18 protein-coding genes and 7 pseudogenes are annotated in these 25,815 nt (G+C 68.6%); 10 read left to right on the forward strand and 15 right to left on the reverse strand.

All coding sequences use genetic code 11. The features are described from left to right. Window positions 1-53 precede the first annotated feature (53 nt). The 5 genes from QF032_RS39445 to QF032_RS39465 are packed head-to-tail and all read right to left on the reverse strand — an operon-like array spanning window position 54 to window position 6,768. Complete coding sequence (locus QF032_RS39445) at window positions 54-512, reverse strand: serine hydrolase (RefSeq protein WP_307059919.1); 459 nt, start codon at window positions 510-512, stop codon at window positions 54-56. A 22-nt stretch (window positions 513-534) separates the two neighbouring features. Beyond that, window positions 535-3,513: a glycoside hydrolase family 2 TIM barrel-domain containing protein gene (locus tag QF032_RS39450; RefSeq protein WP_307060543.1), complete on the reverse strand. Its 2,979-nt coding sequence runs from the start codon at window positions 3,511-3,513 to the stop codon at window positions 535-537. Window positions 3,514-3,554: 41 nt separating this feature from the next. Beyond that, complete coding sequence (locus QF032_RS39455; protein WP_307059921.1) at window positions 3,555-4,442, reverse strand: carbohydrate ABC transporter permease; 888 nt, start codon at window positions 4,440-4,442, stop codon at window positions 3,555-3,557. After that, a complete protein-coding gene (locus tag QF032_RS39460; protein WP_307059923.1) occupies window positions 4,439-5,461 on the reverse strand; it encodes a carbohydrate ABC transporter permease in 1,023 nt (340 codons plus the stop codon). Before QF032_RS39460 ends, QF032_RS39455 begins: the two co-directional genes overlap by 4 nt. Beyond that, a complete protein-coding gene (locus tag QF032_RS39465) occupies window positions 5,458-6,768 on the reverse strand; it encodes an ABC transporter substrate-binding protein (RefSeq protein ID WP_307059924.1) in 1,311 nt (436 codons plus the stop codon). The genes QF032_RS39460 and QF032_RS39465 overlap by 4 nt, the downstream gene beginning before the upstream one ends. Before the next feature lie 508 nt (window positions 6,769-7,276). On the opposite strand from QF032_RS39465, the gene QF032_RS39470 reads away from it, so the two are divergent. The 3 genes from QF032_RS39470 to QF032_RS39480 all read left to right on the forward strand — a co-directional run bounded on the left by QF032_RS39470 (window position 7,277) and on the right by QF032_RS39480 (window position 11,966). Continuing rightward, window positions 7,277-8,341, forward strand: a complete 1,065-nt coding sequence (locus QF032_RS39470; protein WP_307059926.1) for a LacI family DNA-binding transcriptional regulator — start codon at window positions 7,277-7,279, stop codon at window positions 8,339-8,341. A 219-nt stretch (window positions 8,342-8,560) separates the two neighbouring features. Then, a complete protein-coding gene (locus QF032_RS39475) occupies window positions 8,561-10,618 on the forward strand; it encodes an RICIN domain-containing protein (RefSeq protein ID WP_307059928.1) in 2,058 nt (685 codons plus the stop codon). 109 nt (window positions 10,619-10,727) lie between these two features. Then, window positions 10,728-11,966 carry a sensor histidine kinase gene (locus QF032_RS39480; protein ID WP_307059930.1) on the forward strand — a complete coding sequence of 413 codons (1,239 nt, stop codon included), beginning with the start codon at window positions 10,728-10,730 and terminating at the stop codon, window positions 11,964-11,966. A gap of 579 nt (window positions 11,967-12,545) precedes the next feature. On the opposite strand, the gene QF032_RS39485 is transcribed toward QF032_RS39480, so the two are convergent. Further along, a complete protein-coding gene (locus tag QF032_RS39485; protein WP_307059931.1) occupies window positions 12,546-13,415 on the reverse strand; it encodes an IS5 family transposase in 870 nt (289 codons plus the stop codon). A 246-nt stretch (window positions 13,416-13,661) separates the two neighbouring features. Beyond that, window positions 13,662-14,441, reverse strand: a pseudogene (locus QF032_RS39490) (IS5 family transposase). Between the two features lie 626 nt (window positions 14,442-15,067). Here QF032_RS39490 and QF032_RS40820 point away from each other — a divergent pair. From QF032_RS40820 to QF032_RS39500, 3 genes and pseudogenes are all read left to right on the forward strand, one after another. Next, window positions 15,068-15,175 (forward strand): annotated as a pseudogene (locus QF032_RS40820) (hypothetical protein); the annotation flags it as partial. 39 nt (window positions 15,176-15,214) lie between these two features. Next, entirely contained in the window at window positions 15,215-15,397 is a 183-nt protein-coding gene (locus QF032_RS39495) for a hypothetical protein (RefSeq protein ID WP_307059934.1), read from the forward strand. Then, window positions 15,376-16,008 (forward strand): DUF6368 family protein, encoded by a 633-nt coding sequence (locus tag QF032_RS39500; RefSeq protein WP_307049617.1) that lies wholly within the window; start codon window positions 15,376-15,378, stop codon window positions 16,006-16,008. Before QF032_RS39495 ends, QF032_RS39500 begins: the two co-directional genes overlap by 22 nt. A 60-nt stretch (window positions 16,009-16,068) precedes the next feature. Here the strand turns inward: QF032_RS39500 and QF032_RS39505 are convergent. Beyond that, window positions 16,069-16,994 (reverse strand): annotated as a pseudogene (locus QF032_RS39505) (IS630 family transposase); the annotation flags it as partial. Window positions 16,995-17,034: 40 nt separating this feature from the next. Beyond that, entirely contained in the window at window positions 17,035-17,349 is a 315-nt protein-coding gene (locus tag QF032_RS39510; protein ID WP_307049620.1) for a hypothetical protein, read from the reverse strand. Window positions 17,350-17,570: 221 nt separating this feature from the next. Here QF032_RS39510 and QF032_RS39515 point away from each other — a divergent pair, with 221 nt between their 5' ends. Further along, a complete protein-coding gene (locus QF032_RS39515; protein WP_307049622.1) occupies window positions 17,571-18,638 on the forward strand; it encodes an ArsR/SmtB family transcription factor in 1,068 nt (355 codons plus the stop codon). 173 nt (window positions 18,639-18,811) lie between these two features. Further along, a pseudogene (locus QF032_RS39520) lies at window positions 18,812-18,934 on the forward strand (IS5/IS1182 family transposase); the annotation flags it as partial. A gap of 9 nt (window positions 18,935-18,943) precedes the next feature. Here QF032_RS39520 and QF032_RS39525 read toward each other — a convergent pair. Further along, a pseudogene (locus QF032_RS39525) lies at window positions 18,944-19,814 on the reverse strand (IS5 family transposase). Between the two features lie 112 nt (window positions 19,815-19,926). On the opposite strand from QF032_RS39525, the pseudogene QF032_RS39530 reads away from it, so the two are divergent. Next, window positions 19,927-21,005: pseudogene (locus QF032_RS39530) on the forward strand (IS630 family transposase). Window positions 21,006-21,118: 113 nt separating this feature from the next. On the opposite strand, the gene QF032_RS39535 reads toward QF032_RS39530, so the two are convergent. From QF032_RS39535 to QF032_RS39545, 3 genes and pseudogenes are all read right to left on the reverse strand, one after another. Then, window positions 21,119-21,496, reverse strand: a complete 378-nt coding sequence (locus QF032_RS39535; RefSeq protein WP_307049624.1) for a nuclear transport factor 2 family protein — start codon at window positions 21,494-21,496, stop codon at window positions 21,119-21,121. Between the two features lie 173 nt (window positions 21,497-21,669). After that, window positions 21,670-22,598 (reverse strand): annotated as a pseudogene (locus tag QF032_RS39540) (transposase family protein). Window positions 22,599-22,800: 202 nt separating this feature from the next. Further along, window positions 22,801-24,117, reverse strand: coding sequence for an outer membrane protein assembly factor BamB family protein (locus QF032_RS39545; RefSeq protein ID WP_307059939.1), 1,317 nt, complete (start codon window positions 24,115-24,117; stop codon window positions 22,801-22,803). 438 nt (window positions 24,118-24,555) lie between these two features. Here QF032_RS39545 and QF032_RS39550 point away from each other — a divergent pair, with 438 nt between their 5' ends. Next, the gene (locus QF032_RS39550; RefSeq protein ID WP_307059940.1) at window positions 24,556-24,693 is read left to right on the forward strand and encodes a hypothetical protein; all 138 of its coding nucleotides are present in this window, start codon (window positions 24,556-24,558) and stop codon (window positions 24,691-24,693) included. Between the two features lie 107 nt (window positions 24,694-24,800). On the opposite strand, the gene QF032_RS39555 is transcribed toward QF032_RS39550, so the two are convergent. Together QF032_RS39555 and QF032_RS39560 are read right to left on the reverse strand one after the other, a co-directional pair. After that, on the reverse strand, window positions 24,801-25,310 hold the full coding sequence (locus QF032_RS39555) for a hypothetical protein (RefSeq protein ID WP_307049628.1): 510 nt from the start codon (window positions 25,308-25,310) through the stop codon (window positions 24,801-24,803). Between the two features lie 15 nt (window positions 25,311-25,325). Beyond that, entirely contained in the window at window positions 25,326-25,742 is a 417-nt protein-coding gene (locus tag QF032_RS39560) for a hypothetical protein (RefSeq protein WP_307059942.1), read from the reverse strand. Window positions 25,743-25,815: the final 73 nt, after the last annotated feature.

Raw genomic sequence — 25,815 nt, forward strand, 5'->3', positions numbered from 1 at the left:
CACAGGGCCCGGTCCACAAGCCCGCGGACGGCCCGCTCGGCGGCGAGCAGCTGCTAGCCGCCGCCGGTGCCGTTGGCGACTACGACGACTGAGCGGCGCCCGTCTGCGGTGAAGCTGGTGCGCACCGTGAATCCCTCCAGGTCCCCTCCGTGGCCCCAGGTATCGCCGCCGCAGGTCAGCGGCTGCTGCATCAGTCCCAGGCCGTACCGCAGGCCGGGGAACCCCACTTGAAAGTTCTCGCTGACGGACACGGTCCTGCGCATCTCCGCGAGCTGGGCGGGAGGCAGCAGGCGTCCGCCGAGCAGGGCGGTGAAGAAGCGGTCCACGTCGCGTTCGGTGCCGGTGGATCTGCGGGTTGCCGCTGAGAGTCCGGCACAGGCCCCCGCGTCGGCCTCGGCATCGTCGAGGGCAGCCCGCGGTCCAGAACCACTGTCCGGAACCGCAGGCGCCCGCGCTCTCGCCGGACCGGTGCAGCGCCCGGTCGGCCCGCTGTCCTCCTCGGCGGGCTGCACCGTCGCTGGGGGGCTCTGTCGCTCAGGCGCCCCGTGTGATGCGCAGCCTGATGGTGCGGGCTTCGGGGCGCAGCACGAACTCCGGCCACACGTCCGGTCCGCAGGACCGGGAGCCGAGTCCGTGCTGGACGGCGTCGATGATCAGGTGGCTCGTGGTCGACTCCGGCAGCTCGAAGGGGTGTGCGGCCCGGGCGATCTGCTGGGGGGTGTGGCGGCCGAGGGTGAAGCCGGGGCGCCGGCCGCGGGTGTCGGGGAGGGCCACGAGCCGCAGTACCTCGGTGCCGCCGCTGGTCAACGTGAGGCGGCGCAGGTGGGAGCGGTGGCCGGTCTCCTGGGGGCGCGCGTAGGCGACCGCGAGGTCCCCGACACCGGAGGAGAAGCGGCCGGTGCGGGCCGCGCGGCGACTGTCGGGGTAGGACTCCAGCGGGCCCAGGCCGAACCAGTCCGCGCCGTCGACGGGTTCCGTCCCGTCGGGCAGTTCGAAGCGCACCCCGATCCGCGGCCACACCGACCGCCAGCCGCGCGAGGGCTCGATCTCCACGCGCAGTTCGAGTTCGTCGTCCTCGATCGACCAGATGGACTCCACGGTCACCGAGAGGGCCAAGTCCGCGGCGGAGACCCGGTCGACGGTGCGCAGGGCGTCCGCGGCCTGCTCGACGCCGAGGCGCCGCGTGGTCAGCCGGTCCAGGCCGTCGCGGCGCCACGTGTCGGCGCTGGACACCCCGAGGACGCTGTTGTCGCTGCCCTCCAGCCGGTCGGCCCGGCTCTCGTCGTTGTCGGTGGGTGCGCGGAACAGCTCCAGGCGTGGGCCGGTCACGGGGCGCCCGGCGAGGCGGGTGAGGGAGCCGTCGGTGAATTCGGCGATGCCGAGCGTGAGCGTTCCCTCGCCGGGTCGCCAGTCGCGCCGGGGCCGGGCGGCGGGCACCGGCCGCCGTACCGAGCGGTCGAGTTGGGCGGTGGCGATCTCATGCCCCTGCGGCGCCCAGGCGGTCGCCGCCGCCAGTACCGCCTCGACCGTCAGCCAGGTCTCGCCGTGCGGGGCCACCGCGACCGGCGGCAACGGCACCTGCCCCGACTCGCCTGCCGCGAGGAGCGGGGCATCCCATTCCCCGGAGTCCACGGGGTTTCCGTCGTGCTCGACGCGCCAGCGGAAACGCAGGTCGGACGTGTCGGCCGAGTGCCGCAGGTTGGTGATCTCGAGCGTGTCGCCGTCGAAGGCGAAGCGGATCGGCTGCGTGACCGCCTTGAACTCGTGCAGGCTCGGCGTCGGCACGTCGTCGCTGAGCACCATCCCGTCCATCACGAAGTTGCCGTCGTGCACGACCTCCCCGAAGTCACCGCCGTAGGCGTGGTACGGCGTCCCGTCCGGGGCCGTGGTCAGGATGCCGTGGTCGCGCCACTCCCAGACGAAGCCGCCGTGCAGCCGCGGGAACCGGTGGGCCAGTTCCTCGTACTGGTCGAGGGCACCCGGCCCGTTGCCCATCGCGTGGGCGTACTCGCAGAGCAGGAACGGCTTGGTGCGCTGCCGGGCGCCCTGCGCGGGCGTGCAGCCGAGCAGTGGCGCGCCGGAACCGTCCGTGCCGATCTGCTCGATCTCCGGGACCGTCGCGTACATGCGCGAATAGACGTCGGTGTACTCGCCGGTGTAGTCACCTTCGTAGTGCACGGGACGCTCGGGGTCGCGGGCGTGGACCCAGGCCGACATGGCGGCGAGGTTGGCGCCGGTTCCGGCCTCGTTGCCGAGTGACCAGATCACGACGCCGGGATGGTTCTTGTCCCGCTCGACGGTGCGCTCGACACGGTCCAGGTAGGCCGCGCGCCAGGCCGGGTCGTCGCTCGGGTTGTCGGCCCAGTCGACGTTCTCGAAGCCGTGGGTCTCCAGATCGCATTCGAGGACGATCCAGAAGCCGAGTTCGTCGGCGAGGTCGAGCAGCCGGGGGTGCGGGGGGTAGTGGCTGGTGCGGATGGCGTTCACGTTGAACCGCTTCATGCGGGCCAGGTCCGCGCGGGCGTGCTTTTCGTCGAAGACCCGGCCGCGCTCGGGGTGGGCCTCGTGCCGGTTCATCCCGTGGAAGACGACTCGGCGGCCGTTGACCAGGAAGCGGTCGCCGCGGATCTCCACGGTGCGGAAGCCGACCCGCAGGGTGATGCTCTCCGCGGCCGAGGACACGGTGGCGTCGTACAGGCGGGGCTGCTCGGCCGACCACGGCTCCACGCCCGCGATGTCGAGGGGCGCCACGTCGGCCGGGGTGGCCCAGACCCGCTCGACGCCGAGTTCGGGGATGCGCAGGGTGACGGGGAACGCGGCCGCGTCGGCTGTGACCTCCGGGTCGATACGGCCGTTTCCGTGGTCGTAGCCGGTGCGCAGCCAGACGTCCTCGACGCCCCCGGCCGGGCGGGCGAGCAGGGTGACGTCCCGGAAGATGCCCGGCAGCCACCACTGGTCCTGGTCCTCCAGGTAGCTGGCGGCCGACCACTGGTGCACCCGTACGGCGACGACGTTGTCGCCCGGTCGCACCGCGGACGTCACGTCGAACTCGTGGGCCAGCCTGCTGCCACTGGCGCTGCCGATCTCGTCGCCGTTCACCCAGACCCTGAACAGCGACTCCACTCCGTCGAACCGCAGCAGGAGCCGCTCGGCGTCCGACCAGTCCTCGGGGAGGTCGAAGCGGCGGCGGTAGTCGCCGGTGGGGTTCTCGTCGGGGACGTGCGGCGGGTCGATGGGGAACGGGTACTGGACGTTCGTGTAGATCGGCCGGCCGTAGGCGCCGTCGCCTTCCAGCACCCAGTGCGCGGGCACCGGGATGCTGTCCCAGCCCTGGTCGTCGAAGTCCTCGGCGGCGAAGTCCTCGGCGACCGCCGCCGTGGGCGACAGACGGAACTGCCAGGGGCCGTTCAGCGACTGGGAGGGGACGTCGGAGTGCAGCCAGGAGCGGGCCGGACGCAGGGCGCCCCGCCACGGTGCGGTGTCCGACACGTACGTGGAGAGCGGGGAGGGCAAGGTGCTCACAACTTTCTGAAGGGGTGATTTCAGGTGGGCGTTCAGCCCTTGTTGGCGCCGAGGGTCAGTCCGCTGACGAACTGCCGCTGGAGCACGAAGTACACGATCAGGGTGGGGATCGCGGTGAGCAGGGCGCCGGCGGCGACCAGGTTGGGGTCGGTGAAGTACTGGCCGGAGAGGTTGTTCAAGGCGGAGGTGATCGGCATGTTCTCGCCGGTGGAGATCAGCACGATCGCCCAGAAGAAGTCGTTGTAGATCCAGATGGACAGCAGCGTCGCCAGGGCGGCCATCGCGGGCTTGCACAGGGGCAGCACGATCTGCCAGTACAGACGCCACACCGACGCCCCGTCGACCAGCGCGGCCTCGGTGAGCTCGTGCGGCAGCGAACGCATGTAGTTGCTCAGCACGAACGCGCAGAACCCCGACTGGAACGCCACATGGATCAGCACCAGACCCAGCGCCGAGTCGTACAGCTTGCCGCTCATGGTGATGCCGGGCAGGTCGATGAGCAGGTACATGCGGTACAGCGGGGTGATGATGACCTGCTGGGGCAGCAGGTTGCCGGCGGTGAAGACCAGCAGCAGGAACAGGTTGACCCGGAAGTCGAAGCGGCTGAGGTAGAACGCCACGCACGACGACAGGAACAGCGTGAGCAGCACGGCCGGGACCGCGATGATCAGCGTGTTGCCGAAGTAGTGCAGCATGTCCGACTGCTCGAACGCGTCGGTGAAATTGTCCAGGCTCAGCTTGTCGGGCCAGGAGACGTAGCCCTTGTCGCTCGTCTCGGCGTACGGGCGCAGCGCGGCGAACAGAGCCCACAGCAGCGGGGCCAGCCAGGCGAGGGCGGTGACGGTGAGGAAGGTGTGCAGCAGGATCCGGGCGGGCCGGAGCGGGGTGTGCTGCTTTCCGAGCGCGCTCACGGTGCTCATGCTCGCCGCTCCTTCCGAAAGGTCGCGATCAGGTACGGGATGATCACGGCGAGCGAGATCACCAGGAGGACGACGGCGATCGCCGAGCCGTACCCGATCCGGCTGGACTCGCCGATGATGTTGTTGGTGACGAGGATCGACAGCAGTTCCGTGCCCTGGGCGCCCTTGTTGAAGACGAAGACCAGGTCGAAGGCGCGCAGTGCCTCGATGATGGTGACGACGAGGACGACGGTGTTGGTCGGGCGCAGGGTGGGGAAGATGACGTGCCGGAACGTCTGCCACTCGTTGGCGCCGTCCAGCGCGGTGGCTTCCCGCAGGGACGGGTCGACGCCCTTGAGGCCGGCCAGGTAGAGGATCATCATGTAGCCGGTGTGGCGCCAGGACGCGGCGACGAGGATCGCCCAGAGGTTGAGGTCGGGGTCGCCGATCCAGTCGATGTAGTGGCCGGGCTCGTTGGCGCCGATCAGGCTGTTGATCAGGCCCGTGTCGGGGTTGTAGACCAGCTGCCAGACGAAGCCGATGACGGCCATCGACACGACGACCGGCAGGAAGAACGCGGTCTGGTAGACCCGGCTGAACCGGATCTTCTTGTCCAGCTGCACGGCCAGGAACAGGCCCATGGGCGTCGGGACGAGGATGAGCACGACGAACCAGATGACGTTGTGCTCGACGGCGGGCCAGAACTGCGGGTTGCTGGAGAACAGTTCCGAGAAGTTGTGGAGCCCGACCCACTTGATGGAGTCGAAGCCGATGCCGTCCCAGGTGGTGAAGGCCAGGGCGACCGACGCGAGGGCCGTCAGCCACACGAGGGCCACGTGCAGGATCGTCGGCACGCCGGCCATCAGGCCGAGCGTGACGCGGTCCCGCCGGGTGAGCAGTCGTCGGTGGCCCGAGGGCACTCGCGGCCGCTTCTTCTGATGGGTCGTCATGTCGTTCGGGGAGCCCGGGGGCGGGACGGCTGCCGCCCCCGGGGTGCTGGTGATACCGGTCCCGACACCGGCGTTCGTCGGAGCGGTCATGCGGACGCGAAGATCGTCTTCTTCTGGCGTTCGATCGACGCCAGCAGGCTGTCGACGCCCTTGGGGTCGCGAACGAACTTCTGCAGCGCGGGCTGCATCACCGTGGAGGTGAAGTCGGGCCGGCTGTCGCGGTCCATGAACTGTGTGAGGTGCTTGGCGCCGGAGATCGTCGCGTACGCCTTCTTCTGCAGTGCTGTGTAGGACGAGGTGTCGGCCTTGTTGGAGGCGGCGACCAGACTCGTGTCGGACTTCAGGTAGATCTGCTCGGCCTCCGGCGTGCCGAGGAACTCCAGCAGCTTGTGCGCGCCGGACGTGTTCTTCGGGGCCTTGGAGAGCATGAAGCCGTCGGTGGGGGCCTCGACGGTGTCCTGGCCGTACGCGGGGTCGATCTCCGGGAAGGGGAAGAAGTCGAGGTCGTCCAGGTCGGCCTTGTTCGTGAACTGCTGCGCCACGAAGCTGCCGAACAGGTACATGCCCGCCTTCTTCGCGATCAGGGCCTGGGCGGCGTCCTGCCAGGTGCGGCCGACGGCGCCGTCCTGGTGGTAGGGGAGGATCTCGGTCCAGTTGTCGAAGGTCTTGCGGACCTTCGCGTCCGTCCACGACGCCTTGCCGGCCATCAGCTCGACATGGAAGTCGTAGCCGTTGGTGCGGAAGTTGATCTGGTCGAAGGTGCCGAGCGCGGGCCAGGCGTCCTTGTCGCCGAAGGCGAGCGGGACCAGGCCGTCCTTCTTCATCTGCTTGCACAGGGCGACGAGTTGGTCCCAGGTGGTGGGGACCTCGTAGCCGTACTGCTTGAAGACGCTTCTGCGGTAGAAGACCCCCCAGAGGGACGTGGAGATCGGCACGAAGTAGAACTTGCCGTCCTCACCCTTGCTGAGCGCCTTCATGGCGTCGGGGAAGTTGCCGCCGATCTTCTGCCACACGTCGTCGATGGGCGTGGCGAGCTTCTTCGCGGCGAAGAACTGCATGCGGTAGCCGGCGAACCAGCTGAACACGTCGTCCGGGGTGCCCTGGAGGTAGGAGTTGATCTGCTCCTGGAACGTGTTGTGGTCCTTGGTGTTCACGTCGACCGTGATCCCGGACTGCTTCTGGAACGCGGCGTAGATCTCGGCGAACGCCTTCTTCGGCACCGCGTCCGACGCGTTCGAACCGAGGCTGACCGTCTTCGGGTCGACAGCCGTACCGCTGCCGCCGCAGGCGCTGAGCAGTGGGATGCCGGCGCCGAGGACGGCCGCGCCGCCGATTCCGCGCAGGACGCTGCGGCGGCTGGGCGCGGGCATGGGCCGGCCGAGGGAGGAAGAGTGCATTTCGGCTCCTGACAGGGTGATCGCGGCCAGGCGGCACGTCGATCCGAGAGGTGGGGCGGAGGTGCGATGGTCCACGCGACCAAGATTCAACACGATCGAACAAATGCGACCGGTGACTGCGAGGAAGACTGAACGCTCCGAGGAGCCACTGTCAAGCCCCCTCCGGCCAGAGCCCGGAGCCGGCCACACCCTCCGCCCGGTCGGACGGCGTGCCGCCGGAGGAGACCGGCAGCTCCTGCACGCGAGCCCGCCACGGCGTCGGCTTCTGCCTCTTGATCAGCAGTTATACCTCCGCCGGAAGGGTCCCGTCGCGGCGGTCACGACGCCCCGGCCGGACAGCCGCCCCGCCGCCGGGTCCACTGCCGTCCGCCGAATCGTTGCCGTGGAAACCCTTGACGTACAGCCCCTGGCTCCGTAGACATGACCACGCGGTCAGACCACGCGGTCAGACCGCGTGGTCACCGAGTGACCTCAATCGACGTAGACGTACGGGTCTTCAGGAGACTTCATGGCATCAGTGGTGGGACGGAGCGAGGGTTCCCCTGTGCCGCGTAGCGCGGACGTGGCCCGGCTGGCCGGGGTGTCGCGCAAGACGGTCTCCCGTGTCCTGAACAACGAGCCGTACGTCTCCGAGGACGCCCGCGCCAAGGTGCTCGCAGCCGCCGAGGAACTCGGGTACCGGCTGAACCAGGCGGCCAGGACACTGGCCTCCGGGCGCACCGGCTCCATCGGCGTGGTCGCCCTGGGCACCGCCGGGTACGGAACCGCGTCCCTGCTCGTGCACATCGAGCGGGCCGTGCGCGACGCGGGATACGCGCTCCGCGTGGTCAACACCCCCGACGGCGACCCCGCGGGGATCGCCGGCGCCGTGGAATCGCTGCTCGAGCAGGGCGTGGACGGCGTCGTCGTCTCCGAACCCATCGTGGAGGGCGACGTCGGCGTCCGCGTCGACGTGCCCGTCCTCTTCCTGGGGGCGCCGCCGGCCTTCGTCGCCGCCCGCACGGTGACCATGGGCGTGGGCGCCCACGCACTCGCCCGGGCGGCGACCGAGCATCTGCTCGAGCTGGGCCACGCGACCGTTCACCATCTCGCCGGCCCTCGTCGGTGGTACGCCACCAAGGACCGCATCGAGGGGTGGCGGGCGGCGCTCGCGGCGCGGGGCGCGCACGAGCCGCCGCTGCTGAACGGGGACTGGTCGGCGGCCTCCGGTCATGCCGTGGGCCAGGCGCTGGCCTCGGACCGTTCCGTGACCGCCGTCTTCGCGGCGGGCGACGAGATGGCCGTCGGCCTCATCCACGCCCTGCGGGAGGCGGGGCGCCGCGTACCGGAGGACGTCAGTGTCGTCGGCTTCGACGGCAATCCGGTCTTCGCCTACATCTCCCCTCCCCTGACCACCGTGCGTCAGCCCTTCGAGGCCGCAGCCCGGGAAGGCATCAGCCTCCTCGTGCACGCGATCGAGCGGCCCGACACCGAACTGCCGCCCGCGAGCGACCCACCGGTCGAACTCGTCGTCCGCGGTTCGACCGCGCCTCCGCCGTCCCACCCCGACACAGCGGGCAGGCGCACCACCTGAGAACCCCCGGGCGGCAGCGGGCGCACGCCCCGCCCGCCCGGACATCGTCGCGCCACCCACCGGCCGCCTCACCGAGAGGCCGGCCGGTCCCGATCCGCGCCACCGCAGCCTTGCCCGCGCGGTGGAGCGCCCTGCGGGCTCGCCGCCACCCCACCCCGGAGCCGTCCGGGGGCGGCGGGCACCGAAACACCCGTCCCTTCCCTGTCCCGGGAGCCGCACATGTCCCCTGCACCCTTGGGCGTCGGACCCGACGCCGCTCGGCGTCCACGCCCCACCACCGTCCTGTTCCTGTTCCTGGCACTCATCGTCGCCGCGGCGACGATGACGCTGCCCGCCGCGAATCGGGCGCAGGCCCTCTCCCGTCCCTCACAGACGATGTACACCCCGCCTTCTGGTGCGCCTTCGCCCGGTTCGCTGTACCCGCGGGCGCTGCGTCTGCAGCACAACGGCTCGGCCAACGGCACCCTGCTCGCCACGTTCGAGCAGTACACGTCCGGCACACCCGTCTTCCCGATCTACCGCAGCACCGACGAGGGCAACTCCTGGAGCAAGATCTCCGACATCGCCGACACCCAGAACAGCTGGGGCATGCGCTGGCAGCCCGAGCTGTTCGAGCTGCCCACCGCGATCGGCGGCTTCCCCGCCGGGACCATCCTGGCCGCCGGCGACTCCGTGCCCTCCGACCGGTCGGCCACCAAGATCGACCTGTACGCCAGCACCGACCGCGGGCAGACCTGGAGCTTCGTCACAAACATCGCCACCGGCGGCGCCGCCCACGACACGAACGGCAACACTCCCGTCTGGGAGCCGTTCTTCCTGGTCTCCGGGAACAAGCTCATCGTCTACTACTCGGATCAGCGCGACCCCGCCCACGGCCAGAAGATCGTGCACCAGGTGTCCACGGACGCCCGCACCTGGGGCCCTGTCGTCGACGACGTGGCGATGCCCACGGCCGGCGACCGCCCGGGCATGCCGACCGTCGCGAAGCTGCCGAACGGCAAGTACGTCCTGTCGTACGAGTACGGCGGCGCTCCCGAGGGCAACTTCTCCGTCTACTACAAGACCTCCTCCGACCCCGAGGCGTTCGGATCGGTCACCGGCATCCCGTTGCGCACGACCGACGGCGTGGTACCCCAGAGCGCTCCCTACCTGACCTGGCTGCCCACCGGCGGCCCCAACGGCACCCTCGCCGTCAGCGCCAACAGCGCCGACGACCTGTTCATCAACACACAGAACGGCGCCGCGAACACCTGGACGCGCATCAACGCCAACGTGGCCGGCGGCTACAGCCGCGGCATGACCTCGCTCCCCGACGGGCACAGCCTGCTGATCCTCAGCGCCGGACGCGGTGGCAGCAACCTCTCCAACCCCGTCACCTACAGCACGATCGACCTGGGTGGCGGCATCTCCGACGGCGCCACCTACACCGTCACCAACGCAAACAGCAGTCAGCTGCTCACCATCACGGGCGGCTCCACCACCAACGGCACCTACGCCACCCAGCAGAACGCCGACAACGCGGGCGACCAGAAGTGGCGGTTCGCCCAGCAGCCGTCCGGCTACTTCAAGATCTTCAACGTGGCCAGCGGCAAGGTCTTGGGCGTGGAGAACCAGTCCACCGCCAACGGCGCCAAGGTCCTCCAGTGGGACGACAACGGCACCTCTGACCACGAGTGGGCGGTTTCCCCGCACCCCGCGGGCGGCTTCTCCCTCACCAACCGGCTGACCGGCAAGTACCTGGAGATCCCGAACGCCTCCACCACCGTCGGCACCACCGCCGGGCAGTGGGACACCACCAGCTGCGCCTGCCAGCGCTGGAACCTCACCCAGACCGACCTGCCGCCCCTCGGCACAGGTCAGTACACGCTCGTCAACAAGCACAGCGGCAAGTACCTCGACATCCCGAACGGCTCCACCACCGCCGGCACCGCCGTCGGCCAGTGGCAGAACACGGCCTGCACCTGCCAGCTCTTCACCTTCCAGTCCGCGGGCAGCGGCGCCTGGACCATCAAGAACGCCAAGAGCAACCTCAACCTCGACATCCAAGGCTCCTCCAGCACCGCGGGCGCTGCCCTCGTCCAGAACACCGCCTCCAGCGCCAGCTCCCAGAAGTGGACTCTCACCGACGCGGGCGGCGGGTACTACAAGCTCCGGAACGTGAACAGCACCCTCGTCGCCGGCGTCGCCCAGTCCTCCACCGCCGACGGGGCAGCCGTCGTCCAGTGGGGCAGCGCCGACCTCGACGACCAGCTCTGGAAGATCGCCCGGATCAACTGAAAGCTCCCACGGTGCCATGACCAGGTGCGGGAACCGCCGACGAAGCGGTTCCCGCGCCTGCCGTCGCCCCTGCCGACATGCCGAGGCACAGTTGACCGTCCTCCCTACAGTGACCGATGTGAACCTCCTGCCTGCGACAGACGTCTCCACCACGACGCAGACCCGCCGACAAGGCTGCCTGCGCACGGTGGGGGTCACCACGCTGCTCCTGCTGGCCGCCACGGACGTGTCCATCGCCGTCGCCAACGGCAAGACCCTCTGGCCAGTGCTCCTGCTCCTGTCGCTCGGCCTCGCGGCCGTTCTCTGGCCCTGCGCCCATCGGCCCGCGTGGCTCACACCCCCACTGCGGATCGCCGTACCAGCGGGCGTTTCCCTGGCCCTGACCGCCGTGGCCACGGCGACCGAGCGCGTGCGTACACTCGGCCCCGGTGAGGTGGCGGTCCTGCTCTGCCTGCTGATGATCGCCGTCCGTACCTGCCCACCGCGATGGGCGTTGCCGTGCGCCGTCCTCACCGGCGGGGCAGCCATCGCGGTGCCGCTGCGCTTCTACGCGACCGGCACCCAGGACGACGTCCTGATCCTGGGGTTTGCACTGGCAGTTGGGCTGCTGTCTGGCGTCACCGCCGGCGTCGCCGGCTACCTGCGCTCCCTGGACCACAGGCGCGGCGTCGCGGTCGCCGAAACCCGCCGCTCGGAACGCCTCGCCATGGCGGCCGACCTGCACGACTTCGTCGCTCACCACGTCACCGGCATCCTGGTCCAGACACAGATGGCCCGCATGATGGCCGCCACCGAACCCGACCGCCTGGACCCCGTCCTGGCGGGAATCGAGCAGGCCGCGACCCAAGCCCTCGACTCCTTGCGCGTGACCGTCGGCATCCTGCGCGTCGGTGGCCCACAGGAGACGGCCCGCCTCGAGCCGGGCGAGAACCGCCAGGTGGGCGACCTGACAACCCTTGCGGAACTTGTCGACGGGTTCGGTGGTCCGGCGGGTCCGAAGGCCGAAGTGCACCGCGACGCCTCAGTGCCCCGGAACCTGCCCCACGAAGTGCAAGCTGCCGCCTACCGCGTCGTTCAGGAAGCCCTCACGAACGTACGCCGCCACGCCGCCGATGCCACCGAAGTCACCGTCGCCCTCGCGCACGCCGACGACACTTTGCACGTGAGGGTGCGCGACAACGGCTGCGGAGGCGCCCCGATGCCCTACGCCGCCCGCGGCGGAGGCTTCGGCATCGTCGGCCTCACCGAACGCGTCACCGCCCTCGGCGGCACACTGCACGCCGGCCCACGCGAGAACCACGGCTGGGAGGTCGTAGCCCTCCTCCCTGCCATGAGACGAACGGACTGACCCCGCCCAGCGCACTCGTCTGACCGAGATCCGCGACAACCTCCTCGTCCGCATCACCGAGGCCGAACGCGAGGGCTGGCTGGGCGAGTTCGAAGGACTCGAAGTCAGCCGCGCCGGGACCCAAGACAAACTTGCGCAACTCGAGGCAGAGCAGGACCGCCGCGGCAGCCCCGTGGACCTTGGCATGCCGGCCTTCCGCGATATCGCCGGGCGGCATTCATGAGGCGGCTTCTATCTGGATGAGGAAGGCGAGCATCTGCTGCCGAGCGCGTCCTCGACCAGCGGCGGCTGGTAGGCCCACTCGGCGCGGAAGACTTCGCGCTGTACGGCCTCCGCGTCGATACCGCGCTTGCGGCCGGGCCCCCTTGAGCGCGGCCTGGCGTTGCGTCCGGGTCAGCCGTGCGGCTCGCGATGGAGGCGGTACGGCCTTGCAAAGTAGACGGGCCTCGGGCCGACGGCCGTCCGGCACCGCGGCCGTAAACCTAAGACGCGGCGGCTGGCGCGCTGGCTACTACCACCGCAGCGGATACTAGCAGGTCAGGTTACCGATCGGCTCAGAGGTCGTTTTCTCCCGTTGTTTCATCCCGGAATCTGCTGTTTGGTCTGCGGTTCCGGGTCGCGCCAGGAGATGGTGTTCTCGCTGGTGAGGCGGCGGGCCATGAGGTCGGTCATGGCGATGTGGATCATGGCTTCGGATCGGTGCGGGTGGGTTTCGTAGTCGCGGGCCAGTCGGCGGTGGAGCATGAGCCAGCCGTAGGTCCGCTCGACCACCCACCGCTTCGAGATCGGGACGAACCCCTTGGTGCCGGGCTTGCGTTGAGTGATTTCCATGTCGATGCCGAGGGTGGCTGCGTGCTCGACGAGGTGCTGGCGGTAGCCGCCGTCGCCCCACGCTTTGCGGATGCTGGGATGTGCGGCGGCGACCTGGTCCAGGAGCTGGGTGCCGGCGATGGAGTCCTGCACCCTTGCCGCGGTGACCAGCACGGCAAGCACAAGGCCGATGGTGTCGGTGACGATGCTCCGTTTCCGTCCGACGATCTTCTTGCCGGCATCGATGCCCTGGCTGGTGGCGAGCACGCTGGTGGAGGTTTTCACGCTCTGCGCGTCGATCACGCAGGCCGACGGTTCGGCCTCCCGGCCTTCCTTCTGTCGTAAGAGTTGCCTGAGCAGGCCGTTGAGCTGGGCGAATACGCCTTCCTGCTGCCACCTGGCGAAGTAGCCGTAGACCGTGTTCCAGTGCGGGAAGTCGTGCGGGAGGTAGCGCCACTGGACGCCGGTGCGGTCCACATACAAGATCGCGTCCATGATGTCGCGCAGGTCGTGTTCCGGCGGCCGGCCGAAGTCCAGGGCCCTGCCACGGCGCTCGAAGCGCCAGGCCGCCAGGACCGGCTCGACCAACTCCCAGCGGGCATCGGACAGATCACTTGGATAAGGACGTCGGCTTGGCATGCCTCCGGCGTACCGCCGCTCAACGAGTGCGCCCAGGCGCACAGCAATGACGACGGAAGCACGCAGCCTGGGAAGCCGGGCATCCTGGGATGAGACAGGAACAAGCAGCACTCCGCCCCAACAGCCACACCTCAGGACTCATCGACCCCAGCCACACCGGCTGCCTCCTTCGCATCGCATCCTCACCCATCGGGAATCCGTCTATAAACAGGCAAGACAGATGAAAACGACCTCTTACTGAGCGTTTCAGAATGAGGTTCGGAGTCGTCTCAAGCAGATGATGCTGCAGGCGAGTTGGAGCAGTGCGAGGTGGAGGTCGGCGCGTATCTCGTAGCGGATCCGGAGTCGTTTGAACTGGTGGAGCCAGGCGAGGGTCCGCTCGACGACCCAGCGGGTCTTCCCCAGTCCGGAGCCGTGTGCGGTGCCTTTCCGGGCGAACTTCGGCGTGATGCCGCGGCCCGGAGAAGACGACGGTACTTGTCGTAGTCGTAGCCGCGGTCGGCGAACAGCCGGCCTGGCCGGTGACGTGGCCGCCCGCGCACCCCGCGGATGCGGGGTACCGCGTCCAGCGGGGGCATCAGTTGAGTGACATCGTGACGATTCCCGCTGGTCAGCGAGACGGCCAAGGGAGTGCCATGCCTGTCGACGATCAAGTGGTGCTTGCTCCCGGGCCGGGCCCGGTCGACCGGCGAAGGCCCGGTGTGAGCCCCCTTTCAGCGCCCGGACGTGCTAGCCGTCGATCGCGGCGTCGTCCATGTCCAACAGGCCCGCAGTCCGCAGCTCTGCCAGTAGCACCTCGTGCAGCTGCGCCCAGACGCCCGCTTCGGTCCAGTCCCGCAGACGCCGCCAGGCCGTCACGCCGCTGCAGCCGACCTGTTCCGCGGGAACGTCCCGCCATCTCGCGCTCTTGCACAGAACGTAGACGATGCCACGCAGCGCAGCCCGGTCATCCGCAGGCAACCGCCCGGGATACCGATGCCGCCTGGGCGGACGAGCCGGCAACAGCGGGGCCACACGCTCCCACAGGTCAGGGGCACAAGATCAGCAGGCACCCAACAGATCCTGCCGACACAACACCCCACTGCCAAGCCCCGCAAAGCCATTCATAGATCCTCGAACGCCTCGCCAGTTATCTGAACAGAATTCCTGACTCAGAAGACTAGTGTGCTGCGCCAGAAATCCTGAGGATTAGTAAGTACCCTGTTGTCATGTCGCATTCGGGGCCTTCTGTTGTAGCGATCATGCTGTCCGAGGCCGAGCGCGCCGAGTTGGTGCGCCGAACGAAAATGCCGCACCGGCGCTCGGCCGAGAAGGCCCGCATCATCCTGTCGTGTGCTGACGGCATGTCAAACGCCCGGTGTCGCACGGATCGTCGGTGTCCAGGCCAAGACGGTCGGCAAGTGGCGTCGGGCTTTCGCCGCAGAGCGGATGGCTGGGCTTGAGGACGCCGGTTGGATCGGCCGGCCGAAGGCCGACCTGATCCTCGGCGATGCTGAGCGCAGGCAGCTGCAGCAGTGGGCGCGGCAGGCCAGGACCGCCCAGTTCCTCGCGTTGCGAGCCAAGATCGTGCTGCGCTGCGCTGAGGGCGGGACGAACCAGCAGGCCGCGGCCGACCTCGGCATCGACAGGTCGACCGTGGCCGCTGGCGGGCCCGGTTCATCGCGAAACGCCTCGATGGTCTGCAGGACGAGCCACGCTCGGGCCGGCCGCCCTCGATCCCCCTCGACCAGGTCGAGGAGGTCGTCGTGGCCACCCTGTAGTCGGTCCCGGGCCAGGACACGCACGGGTCACGGGCCTCGATGGCCCAGCGCACGGGACTGTCGAAATCGACGATCGGGCGAATCTGGAAGCGGTTCGACCTCAAGCCCCACCTGCAGGACTCCTTCAAGCTGTCCACCGATCCGCAGTTCGTCGCCAAGGTCGTCGACGTCGTGGGCCTGTACCACCATAGGCTCCCAGCATGTCTGGTCCGACGTTGGTGATCGAGTTGGCGGAGCCGCTCTCCCCGGCTGCGCTGCGGGAGTTCCGCGCGTTGATGGTGGGGCTCTCCTCCCACTTCGACGAGAAGCGGCCCGGGTTCTTCGACGTCAACGTGCCCGCAGAGCGACTGGGCGTCGAGGACAGGCGAGAGAAGGACTGGCGAAAGCCGTTCCCGCTTCCACTCCTCGGCAACACCATCGCGGACGAGGAGCTCACAGCCCTGGTGGGATTCAATCCGCAGCGCGAGGACTGGCGTCGGCCCTTCCTGGTCTACTTGATGGGGCCGGGTGTCGGCGACGAGAGCACCTTCGAGGCTGAGCACGCGGACGAGCCCGAGGTGGAGGCCCTCCTCGGCTTCAGACCCACCCATGCCGTCAATGTCAGCGCCGGCTGCAATCGCGAGATCGACCACGTGACCACGGCCCTGCTGACCGCCGCTGTCATGGACGTCATCGGAGGCGTGGCCAAAGCCGAGCTGCTGGACGGACAGGCGTCGGTCGTCGCCGGCCTTCCGGGGGTGTTGGGGATCGCGGACGACGACTGGATGGCGCTCGGAACGGCGGAGTTCCTGCGGGCCTGGGTTGGACACCCCGCCTTCCGGCTGGTCAAGTAGCCCAGACAGATCCGCGGCGGAGGTGGTGCCGTGACCTGGAACCTTCGCCAGGTTGCCTGATCATGGGGCGAGAGCGGGTCGGCCGCCCCAGCGGATGGCTTTCTCGCCGCGGATGCGGGCGCGTTCCTTGCGTTCGGCGGCCAGGACGTCGCGGTGGCGGGCGTTGGCGTTGCGCCAGCGCAAGTAGGCGTGCAGGGCCCAGGTCTGCACGGTGCGGTTGGGGTGGTTCGAGTTGGCGATCGTGAACTGCCGCAGCGGTCCGAAGTGCGCTTCGATCGGGTTCGCCCACGAGGCGTAGGTCGGAGTCAAGCACAGCTCGACCTTGTGTTTCTTCGCCCAGCGACGGATGTCGGCGCCCGTGTGGGCGGACAGGTTGTCCAGGATCACGTAGAACGGTGCACCGTCCGGGCGGGCGGCGCGGATCGATTTCAGCGCGGCCAGCGTGTTCACGGCTCCCTTCTGGCGCCGATTCTCGCCCCACAGGCGATCGTCGCCCACCGAGTAGCAGCCGTGGAAGTACCGGACTCCGTGGGTGCGGTGGTAGGTGGCCGGCAGCCGGTCGGGACGCCGTGCTCGGTCCAGCCCGCGCCCGCGGTGGGCCGGATCCCGAGCGGGCCGAACTCGTCGAAGGCGAAAGCCCGGTCGGGGAAGCGGTCCAAGACGTGCTCGATACGGTCCAACTTCGTCTCCCGTTCGGGGTCCGGGGACTCCTTCCAGGTCTGGGTGCGCTGGAAGGTGACGCCGCGGCGGGCGAGCAGGCACCGTAACGCCTCACGGCAAATGCGGATCACCCGGCCGTGCACTTTTGCGCAGGTAGGCGACCAGCTTGCGCAGCGACCAGAGGGTGAACGGCTGGCCGAGCTTGACCGGGCGGTAGTGGCCGTCGCGATGACGAAGTTTTCGTCGTCATGCTTGAGTTGGCGGGGACGGCCTCCCGCCCACCGGGGGTCCAGGCAGGCCAAGCCCTTCTCATTGAACGCAAAGACCTCGCCCGGACCACCCATTGATCACGACTCGATACGCGCCCTAGCAGTGGGAGGGGAAGGTGTCCCTGCCGGTGAGGAACTCCATGCTGAACCAGCCCTCCTGCTGGGTGTCGGCGATCCGTCCCCACACCCAGTAGGGATCACGGTTGATTTCCTCGCCATAGACGTAGCAGTGGTAGTAGATCTTCGCGTTGTGGCTCGCGTAGCCGTAGATGCCACAGGATGTGGAGGGGCCGCTGCGGCGAGCAAGAGCGTCACCGATCACGTAACCGTACCCGGCGCTGTTCACGTTGTGGCTCGGGTGTGTGCATGCCGGGGCCGCCACGGCTGCGGTCGGCATCAGCATCAAACTCACGGTCGAGACCGTAGCACCGAGCGTTGCGGTCACAATTCGGAGCATCCTGCGCATGAATTCCCCTTGGTCGCGGACGTGAGAATCTGGAGCGGGAGGGCCATAGGGCCTCAACGCTGCCGTCGCTTTTCAGGCTGGACGTCGGGGCTCCGCAGGCCCGCCTTGTGCCTGTCCGATGAGCCTGTCGCACTCGGGCAGGAAGGGCCGAGGTGTTTCAACCTGGCTTGAATCACGGCCTGCTGACACAATCACTGGCGATCGCCAGGCGTGACTGGAGCATGGGGGAAGCAGTGGTCTACCGGATCCATTTCACCGCCGAGGATCTGGCCCGGACCCGGGTGGCCGAATCGCCGCGGCCGATGCTGGAACTGGCCAATGCGGTACGGGTTCTGCAGGACCGGAATCAGCCGGTCCGCTACGACGTATGGCGACGGCGGTCCTTTGCCCGGTTACCGCCGGCAGCGCGCCTGGCCCTCGATCTGATCCCGTTGCGCGGATGGACGCCGGACTTCCTGGCCCGCGTGCAACCGGGCAGCCCCCAGGATCTGCTGGAACAGATCCGTTCGACCTCTCCGAAAGAGATCCGTCAGACCCTGGCAGCCCTCGCGGAACACCAGCCGCTGCCGTCCTGGACCCGGCGGCTGGACGATGACCCACTCGTGCTGCAGCAACTGGCCGACAGCATGCATCTCCTCCACACGACAGTCATGGCACCGTACTGGCCCCACGTGGTGACCAGCCTTGCCGCCGACCGTGCCGTCCGAATACGCGAGCTGCTCCACGGTGGTGTCGAGCGTCTGCTGACCGGGTTGTACCCGCCGCGCATCCGGTGGACACCGCCGACGCTGGAAGTCGCCATGGCTTCCGGCATGCAAGGCGACCTGCGGCTGGAGGGCCGGGGGCTGTTGCTGATGCCTTCACTGTTCGGGTCGGAGTCACCGGTCATCGACCCCGATGCCGAGCCCCAGCCGTTCCTGACCTACCCCGCCAACTCCGGTGCGGCCCTCACCCCCCTGACCCCCTTCTCCACCGGGTCCACGGCCGGAGGCGCACCCGCGGCTCTGACCGCGCTGCTGGGCCGGACCCGCGCCGCAGTCCTCCATGCCATCGCCACCCATCCCGGATGCAACACGGCCGAACTCGCCGGCGTTCTCGGCATCGGCGCGTCCGGCGCAAGCCAACACGCAACCGTCCTACGACAGGCCGGACTGGTCACTACCCTCCGGCACCGCAACAGCGCGGTACACACCGCCACCAGCACCGGGCTCAACCTCCTCACGCTGCACGCCTGAAGGCCACCGCAGGCCCACCAAGGGGCTTGCCGTCTTGCGAAGGTGGCGGCAGAAGCATCCAGCGGAACGCCCCGTTCGCAGGACAGCGCGTCAGCATGCCTGGACAGCGCAGCTGGGGCTGCTCGATGCCGGCGGTGGGGCGATGTACGCCCCGCTCCCCAGCGGCGAAGACCCGCTGGGTTGTCGAGCGGACCTCCACCTGGCTCCACCAGTTCAAGCGACTCCGGATCCGCTACGAGATACGTGCCGACCTCCACATCGGACTGCGCCAACTCGCCTGCAGCATCATCTGCTAGGGTCCGTCTTCAAACGGATCTTGCCCAGAGCGGGAATGACGCGAGACTGACCGCTGCTTCGTAGGAGGTGGCGGTCTTGTCGTATCTGGTGGCGATGCCACGGAAGCCTTTGAGCTGGTTGAAGCAGCGTTCGACGACGTTGCGTCGGCGGTAGATCTGCCGGTCGAATGCCGGTGGCCTGCCTCCGTGACGGCCGCGGTTGTGGCGGTGTCGCCGCTGGTCGTTCTTCTCCGGGATGGTGCACGTGATGCCGCGTTTGCGCAGGTAGGCGCGGAAGCCGCGGGAACTGCAGGCCTTATCGGCGACGATCTGGTCGGGTCTGCAGCGGGGCCGGCCCTGGCCGGTTCGCGGATGCGTTCCAGGAGGGGGCGTGCGCAGATGCTGTCGCGGCGTTGGCCTGGGGTCAGCAGAACGGCGAGGGGACGGCCGCGGCCGTCGCAGGCGAGGTGGATTTTGGTGGTCAGTCCGCCTCGGGACCGGCCGAGGGCGTGATCGTCCGGCTCGTCCGGGCTGTGGATCCCCCTTTTTGGCCGGTGGCGGCGGCGTGCTGGTGGGCCCGGACGATGGTGGAGTCGATCTGGGCGAGCCAGTCGATGTCGCCGGCCGCGTCAGCGCACGCTTGGATCTGTTGGAGAGCCCGGGTGAACACGCTGTCCAGGGCGCAGCGGCGGAAGCGGGTGTAGACCGTCTGCCACGGCCCATAGCGTTCCGGCAGGTCACGCCAGGAGATCCCGGTCCGGATCTTGTAGACCATCCCGTTGATGACCTGCCGGTCCGACACCCGCGGACGACCTGTCGCGGCCCGCGGTATGAGTGGAGCGAGTAACTCCCACTCCTGATCGGTGAGTTCATGGCGGCGTATCACCCCACCATGATCCATCACATGATGATCTTTGAAGACGGACCCTAGTGCTCTGACCGGGAAGGTTCGCCGGGTTGGTGGTCGCGACGGTTGGATGGCGGTGACGTCCGATCCGATCGCTGGAGGCGCGGTGGCTGCGCCTGTCCGGGTACGCAGACTGACCGACCAGGAGGGGCAGAAGCTGCAGCAGCTCGTGCGCCGGGTTAGCACGAGTTCGGTGCGCTACCGGCGCGCGATGATGCTGCTCGCCTCGGCGGGTGGGAACCGGGTGCCGGTGATCGCCCAGCTGGTCCAGGCCGACGAGGACACCGTGCGCGATGTGATCCACCGCTTCAACGAGATCGGCCTGGCCTGCCTGGACCCTGAGCGGGCGGGAGGCCGTCCCCGCCTACTCAGTCGTGACGACGAGGACTTCGTCATCCGGACGGCCACCACTCGCCCCAGCAAGCTCGGCCAGCCCTTCACCCGCTGGTCGATCCGCAAGCTCGCCGCCTACCTGCGGAAAGTGCACGGACGCGTCATCCGCATCGGCCGTGAAGCCTTACGGTGCCTGCTCCGGCGCCGCGGCATCACCTTCCAGCGCACCAAGACCTGGAAGGAGTCACCCGACCCTGATCGCGACGCTAGCTCGACCGGATCGAGCACGTGCTGGAACGCTTCCCGGACCGGGTCTTCGCCTTCGACGAGTTCGGGCCCCTGGGGATCCGGCCCACCGCAGGCTCCTGCTGGGCGAAGCAGGGCGAGCCAAACCGGATGCCGGCGACCTACCGCCGCACCCACGGCGTCACCTACTTCCATGGCTGCTACTCCGTGGGCGACGACCGCGTGTGGGGCGTCAACCGCCGCCGCAAGGGCACCGCCGACACCCTGGCCGCGCTCAAGTCGATCCGCGCCGCCCGACCCGACGGCGCCCCGATCTACATCATCCTGGGCAACCTCTCCGCTCACACCGGCGCGGACATCCGCCGCTGGGCGAAGAAGAACAAGGTCGAGCTGTGCTTCACCCCGACCTACGCCTCCTGGGCCAACCCGATCGAGGCCCACTTCGGCCCGCTGCGGCAGTTCACTCTGGCCAACTCCCACCACCGCAGCCACCCCGCGCATACCCAGGCACTGCACCGCTATCTGCGCTGGCGCAACACCAACGCCCGCCACTCCGACGTACTCGCCGCCCAACGCAAGGAACGTGCCCGCATCCGCAGCGAATAGGGCATCCGCTGGGGCGGACGCCCCCTCAACACCGCAGCCTGACCAACCGCGAACAGCAGCCACCGAACGCCGACGGGGCAAGTTCAGGAGAAGGACAGCGACAGAAGGATGACTCAGGAGGCGAACGGCTCGATCTCCCCCGCGAAGACAATGACCTGGTCGATGAGGCTCCGTCGCAGATGGACGACGTCCGTTCCTGCCAGGCGGGGGCCTCCATCAGGCGTGGTGAAGACCCACTGGTACCGGGCCCATTCGTCAGGCATGTCCACCGCTGAACAGCGCACCATCGTGCCGGTCCCCGCCGGGTGGCGTCGGATGTCCAGCATGAACCGCTCGACCGCCGCGATTCCTTCGCTGCGACCCAACGGTCCCCAGAAGACCACGTCTGAGGTCAGGGCCTGGGAGAGCAGGGCAGTCACATAGCTGTCGTCCGAGGCGTTGAACGCGGAGATGAACGTGTCGATCGCGGAGCGTGCGGTCTCTTCCTGCATGCCCCAGTAATACCAGCCGTTACGCGTGCGCTCGTCCCACGAGCCGCCTTCCGATCACGGTGAACCATCCCGGTCACAGCACTAGAGACGACTCCGAACCTCATTTTGAAACGATCAGTTACGAGCTGGTGCGTGATAGCGGATGAGGCGTTCTTTCCTGGTCGGGGTCGCGGTCAGGCATTGGCGATGCGGTCGGAGACGAGGCCGGCGATGGCCCGGTAGGTGGCGGGGAGGGTCTCGCGCCGGTGGGTCCATTCGGGTCAGCTGCTTCCAGCGTTTGTGGTCGGACGAGGGCGTGTTCGACGCTGATGCGTCGGGATGAGTGCTGGTGGCGGGCTCGTAAGCGGGCTTCGTGGACCTCGGGTGGGCTGATTTGGTTCGCTTTTCTTGGTGGCGTGACCGCCTGGCCGGGGTGGTCGCGCCTGAGGGAGGTAGCCGTCGTCCAGGAGCACTTCCACGTCGGGGAAGTGCCGGAAGAACACGGCGATGCCTTCGTTGCGTGCGGCGGTCGCCTCGTGCATTCGCCCTGGTCGCATGGCATCAGGACACAGCGTGCGTCCCTGGTGGTCGGCGGTGACCGTGGCCTTCATCGTGTTCTGCTTCTTCTTGCCGGACACGAACGCCTGCCGGCCGCCGCGGCCGGCAGGCGGCCTGTGGCCCTGAACCTCGGTGGCGTCCGGCCGTAGTTCGATCCCCTCCGCCTGGGCATGGGCGAACACATCGGCCAGGGTCCGAAGCCGCAGGCCGGGGCGGTCGGGGTCGGGGACCGCAGACCCCGCTCGGCCAGGAGCCCGCGTACTTCTGCGATCGCGCGGGTGATGGTGGAGCGGTCGACACCGAACAGCAGCCCCAGCGCTGCGTGCGGCAGGTCGTGCCGCAGATGGATCAGCGTGGCGACCAGCCGGTCGACGAACACCAACTGGTGGCGGGTACCGGCACCCGCGGCCCGCTTGCGGGCTCCACCTCGCGCAGCATGACGGCGCCCCTCCACCCCGGCCTGCCACGGCACCGCCAACTCGTCGATCAGAAACGCGAGATGGCGCCGAGAGATCCCCGTGAACAGCCGATGCGCCAGCACCGCCCGATGAACCGTGATCACCACAGCCGGATCACGCCACCAGCCAGGCACGATGCCTCATCCGCTATCACGCACCAGCTCGTTAGCCCGAATCCACCGTCCACGTCCGCGGCTCCAACGACTGGGACCGAGCTCAGTTCGCCCCGGCAGCGGCGTCTGGTCCGACTTCGCGAGGTTCGCGGCGAAAGGTTGAACTCACCGGCGCCCCTATGTACACCGCACGTGCTCAGGCGGTCGCGCGGTACACCTCAACGCCCGTCCTGCCCTCCACAAGACCTGCGTGGGCGTTGACCTGGGAAGGCGTGATGCCGGGGTCCGTGGCCTTGTCCTTACCGGTGCGGGCGTCAAGAATGACCGGGCCGTTGGTGGTGCTGCCGTAGACGGCTCCGTGCCAGGCACTCGAGATGCTGGGCAGCAGCCGTGAGCTGTCACCCTCCTCGATCGACCACAGTTCCTTGAAGGTCCTGGCGTCGAGCGCGAACACGTGGCGCCTGCCTCCTTCGAGCCCTGGCCAGGCGTCGCAGATGATCGTGGCTTGTGCGTCGAGCCAGCAGGAGAGGTGGGGAAGGGATCCCTTCAGCTCAACGCTGGCGGCACCGTCCGGGACGCGTCCTGTCGCGGTGGACAGCAGCACCGCGCTGTCGTCGTCGTTGACAGTGCCCAAGTTCATCTCCGCCGTGAACAGTCCGCTTCCCGCGTGATCCAGCCTCGCGGTGTTCAGCTTCGGCGCCTCATGGGTCCAGGCCTTCTTGCCGTCGGCCAGTCCGAGGCCCTGGACGCTGAGGTCGCCGGACGTGTCCGGGTTGCTGTCGCCGAGCCCGACGACCACGCCGTCGTCGATGAATTTCGCGGCGAAACCACTGGCCGTCCAAACGGTCTTGTGGGTGTCCAGCGCGATACCGAGGGTCACGGGATCGCCGAGGGTCAAGGCATCGGTGTCCTTGCCGATCTTGAGAGCAGCGGTCGTGCCGTCGGAGCCGACGAGGATCACGTTGCCCTCCTGCTGCCTCTCGGGCCGTTCGACCGTAGTCGTCCACAGCCGCTTCCCGGAGTCGGCGGCCAGAGCGGTGAGCTCGATGACGTTTCGGTCGGGTGTGGTGCCGGCGCCGGGTACGGTCACCGGAAACGCGGCGAGGACGGCGGACCGTCCGTCGAGTGTGACGAGAGTCGGCTGCCCCGGCTTGTCGCCATGGGAGTAGGTGACGTGCTCGGTCGGCTCACCCTGCGGCTTCACACTCCACAGCCTCGTGCCGTCGAGCGCGCTGACGGCCTTGACCTCGGCGTCCGAGACCGCGTACACCGCGACCCCCTCGAGCCGGAAGGACCAGGGCCCGTCTCCGGTGCCGCCCGGGACGACGGTCGAGCCCTGGCTCACGAACTTGAGGGGCGGGTCGTACGAATCGGCCTTCGGCGCGGGGCTGCTGCTCTTGGTCGCCCGGCCCTTCTCGGTGCGGCCGTGGTCGTCACCGGAGCCGCCTCCGCATGCCGCGACCAGGCTCAGCGCGACACCGACCGGCATCACTAATCGTGCGACACGTGCCATACGCTGCATCCGAGCCCCCCCGTGTGCCGATCCGACCGTCCCGACTGCAAGCCCTTGCATGAGCATGCCAGCCGGAGCCGGGCAGGGCTACCACGTGCGCAGGGGTTTCAGACGACAGCTGTGCATCGTCGGCCAGGCGCCGGCCCAGAAGCACGCTCGCCGCCCGCGCGGCCGGCGTTTTCGATCTTCTGGGCTAATCGAGGGCCGCGCTCAGCGACGTTGGTCCGGTCATGACGACCGGAAGGAGCTCGGGGTGCGGCAGGAGCGGGAGCCGGAGGACCTGATCGAGGTCTGGACGCTGTTGGAGGAGGACCAGGAGCGGCTGCGGGACAAGTCGGGGGCGAACCGGTTGGGGTTCGCGCTGTTGCTGAAGTCGTCGAGCAGATCCAGCCGGACCTCATCATCCCCACCAGCAAGCGCAAGGGACAGAACCCCTCGGTGGCGAGCGTCTACCGGGCCTTCGCCGAGCATGCGTATCCCGAGGCCGTCGAGCAGGCGCACGCCGACTTCGCCGCCCTCGCCGGCGGCGAAGTACCTGACCCCCGCACAGAAACCAATGCCCTAACGGCACGCTGAGTTACTTGTCGCTTCGCGGCAGCTTCGGGAGAACAGGGCCATGATCCCCGTGGGTTCACGGAGACCGAAGGCACTTCAGCCTGAACCCACGGGTCCATCGGTCTGCTTCAGGTCGGTGCATCCGTGGGTTCGGTTGAAACACGAGGATGCTGTGCAAGCCGACGAGCTTCGGCCGTGACATCGGCGTCGACCTGAGCCTGTGTTCTGCCGCCGTATTCAAGGACGTCGTAGTCGTCGTCCAGGTTGGCGAGTCGTTCGACCAAGGGGAGCTCGTGGCCGAAACGGTGGTGGATCCGGAAGGCCAGCTCGCGTGGTGTCAGCTCACCGGCCAGCATCCGGGCGGCAAGTGCTCGCGCGGCGGCTTCCTGTCCGGCAACGCTGTCCGCCGGGTGGAAGGTGAGGCCCACTTCGTCGAGTGCCGGCGGAAGCAGGTCGGGGACGTCGTAGTCCGCCTCCGAACGTGTGCACGCGGCCAGGATCCGCAGGGCAGGACTGTCGAGGCCGGCAACGAGTGCATCACAGGCAGCGGTGACGACGTCGGTTGCACGGATCTCGCCCATGCTCCAGAGAACGGCGCGGTCCTGAAGTTCGCGGGCTGCTGGTTCGGTCGACGGCATCCATTCATGATCTCCTCAGTGGGACGGGAGGGTCGAGTGGGTTTCATGCGTTGCCTGCTCGGCAGCTTCTCCTGGAAGCGCGCGTGCTGCGTCCGCGTAGCGGATGGCCGTCTTCTCGTCGATGCCCAAGACGAGGGCGAGGTGGAGCGGGTCGGCGCCGTGGGTGAGGGCCTCTTCGAGCTGGCGGTCGACGCGGAGCCGTTCGAGGGTGGCGGTGAGGTTGCGGGTGGCCCGGGTGGTCCGGAGCTTGCCGGCCGGGCCGAGTTCGACGGCGGTCTTCTGGGTGATCAGCAGGTGGGGGTTGGCCGTGTTCGGCCAGCGGTTGCGGCGGTGGTCGAGCCAGTCCAGGACCGCTCGGTGGGTGAGGTCGTCGAGCGGGCGGACGTGGCCGCCTACGGTGATGCGCCGGTTGCCACGTCGACGTCGTCCCACTGCATGGTGCGGCTCATCTTCGGCCGTGCCGCGTGGACTGCGGCCAAGGCGATGATGAGCCGGATGTCTGGGG

It is taken from the genome of Streptomyces achromogenes (assembly GCF_030816715.1).
Lineage (GTDB): Bacteria > Actinomycetota > Actinomycetes > Streptomycetales > Streptomycetaceae > Streptomyces > Streptomyces achromogenes_A.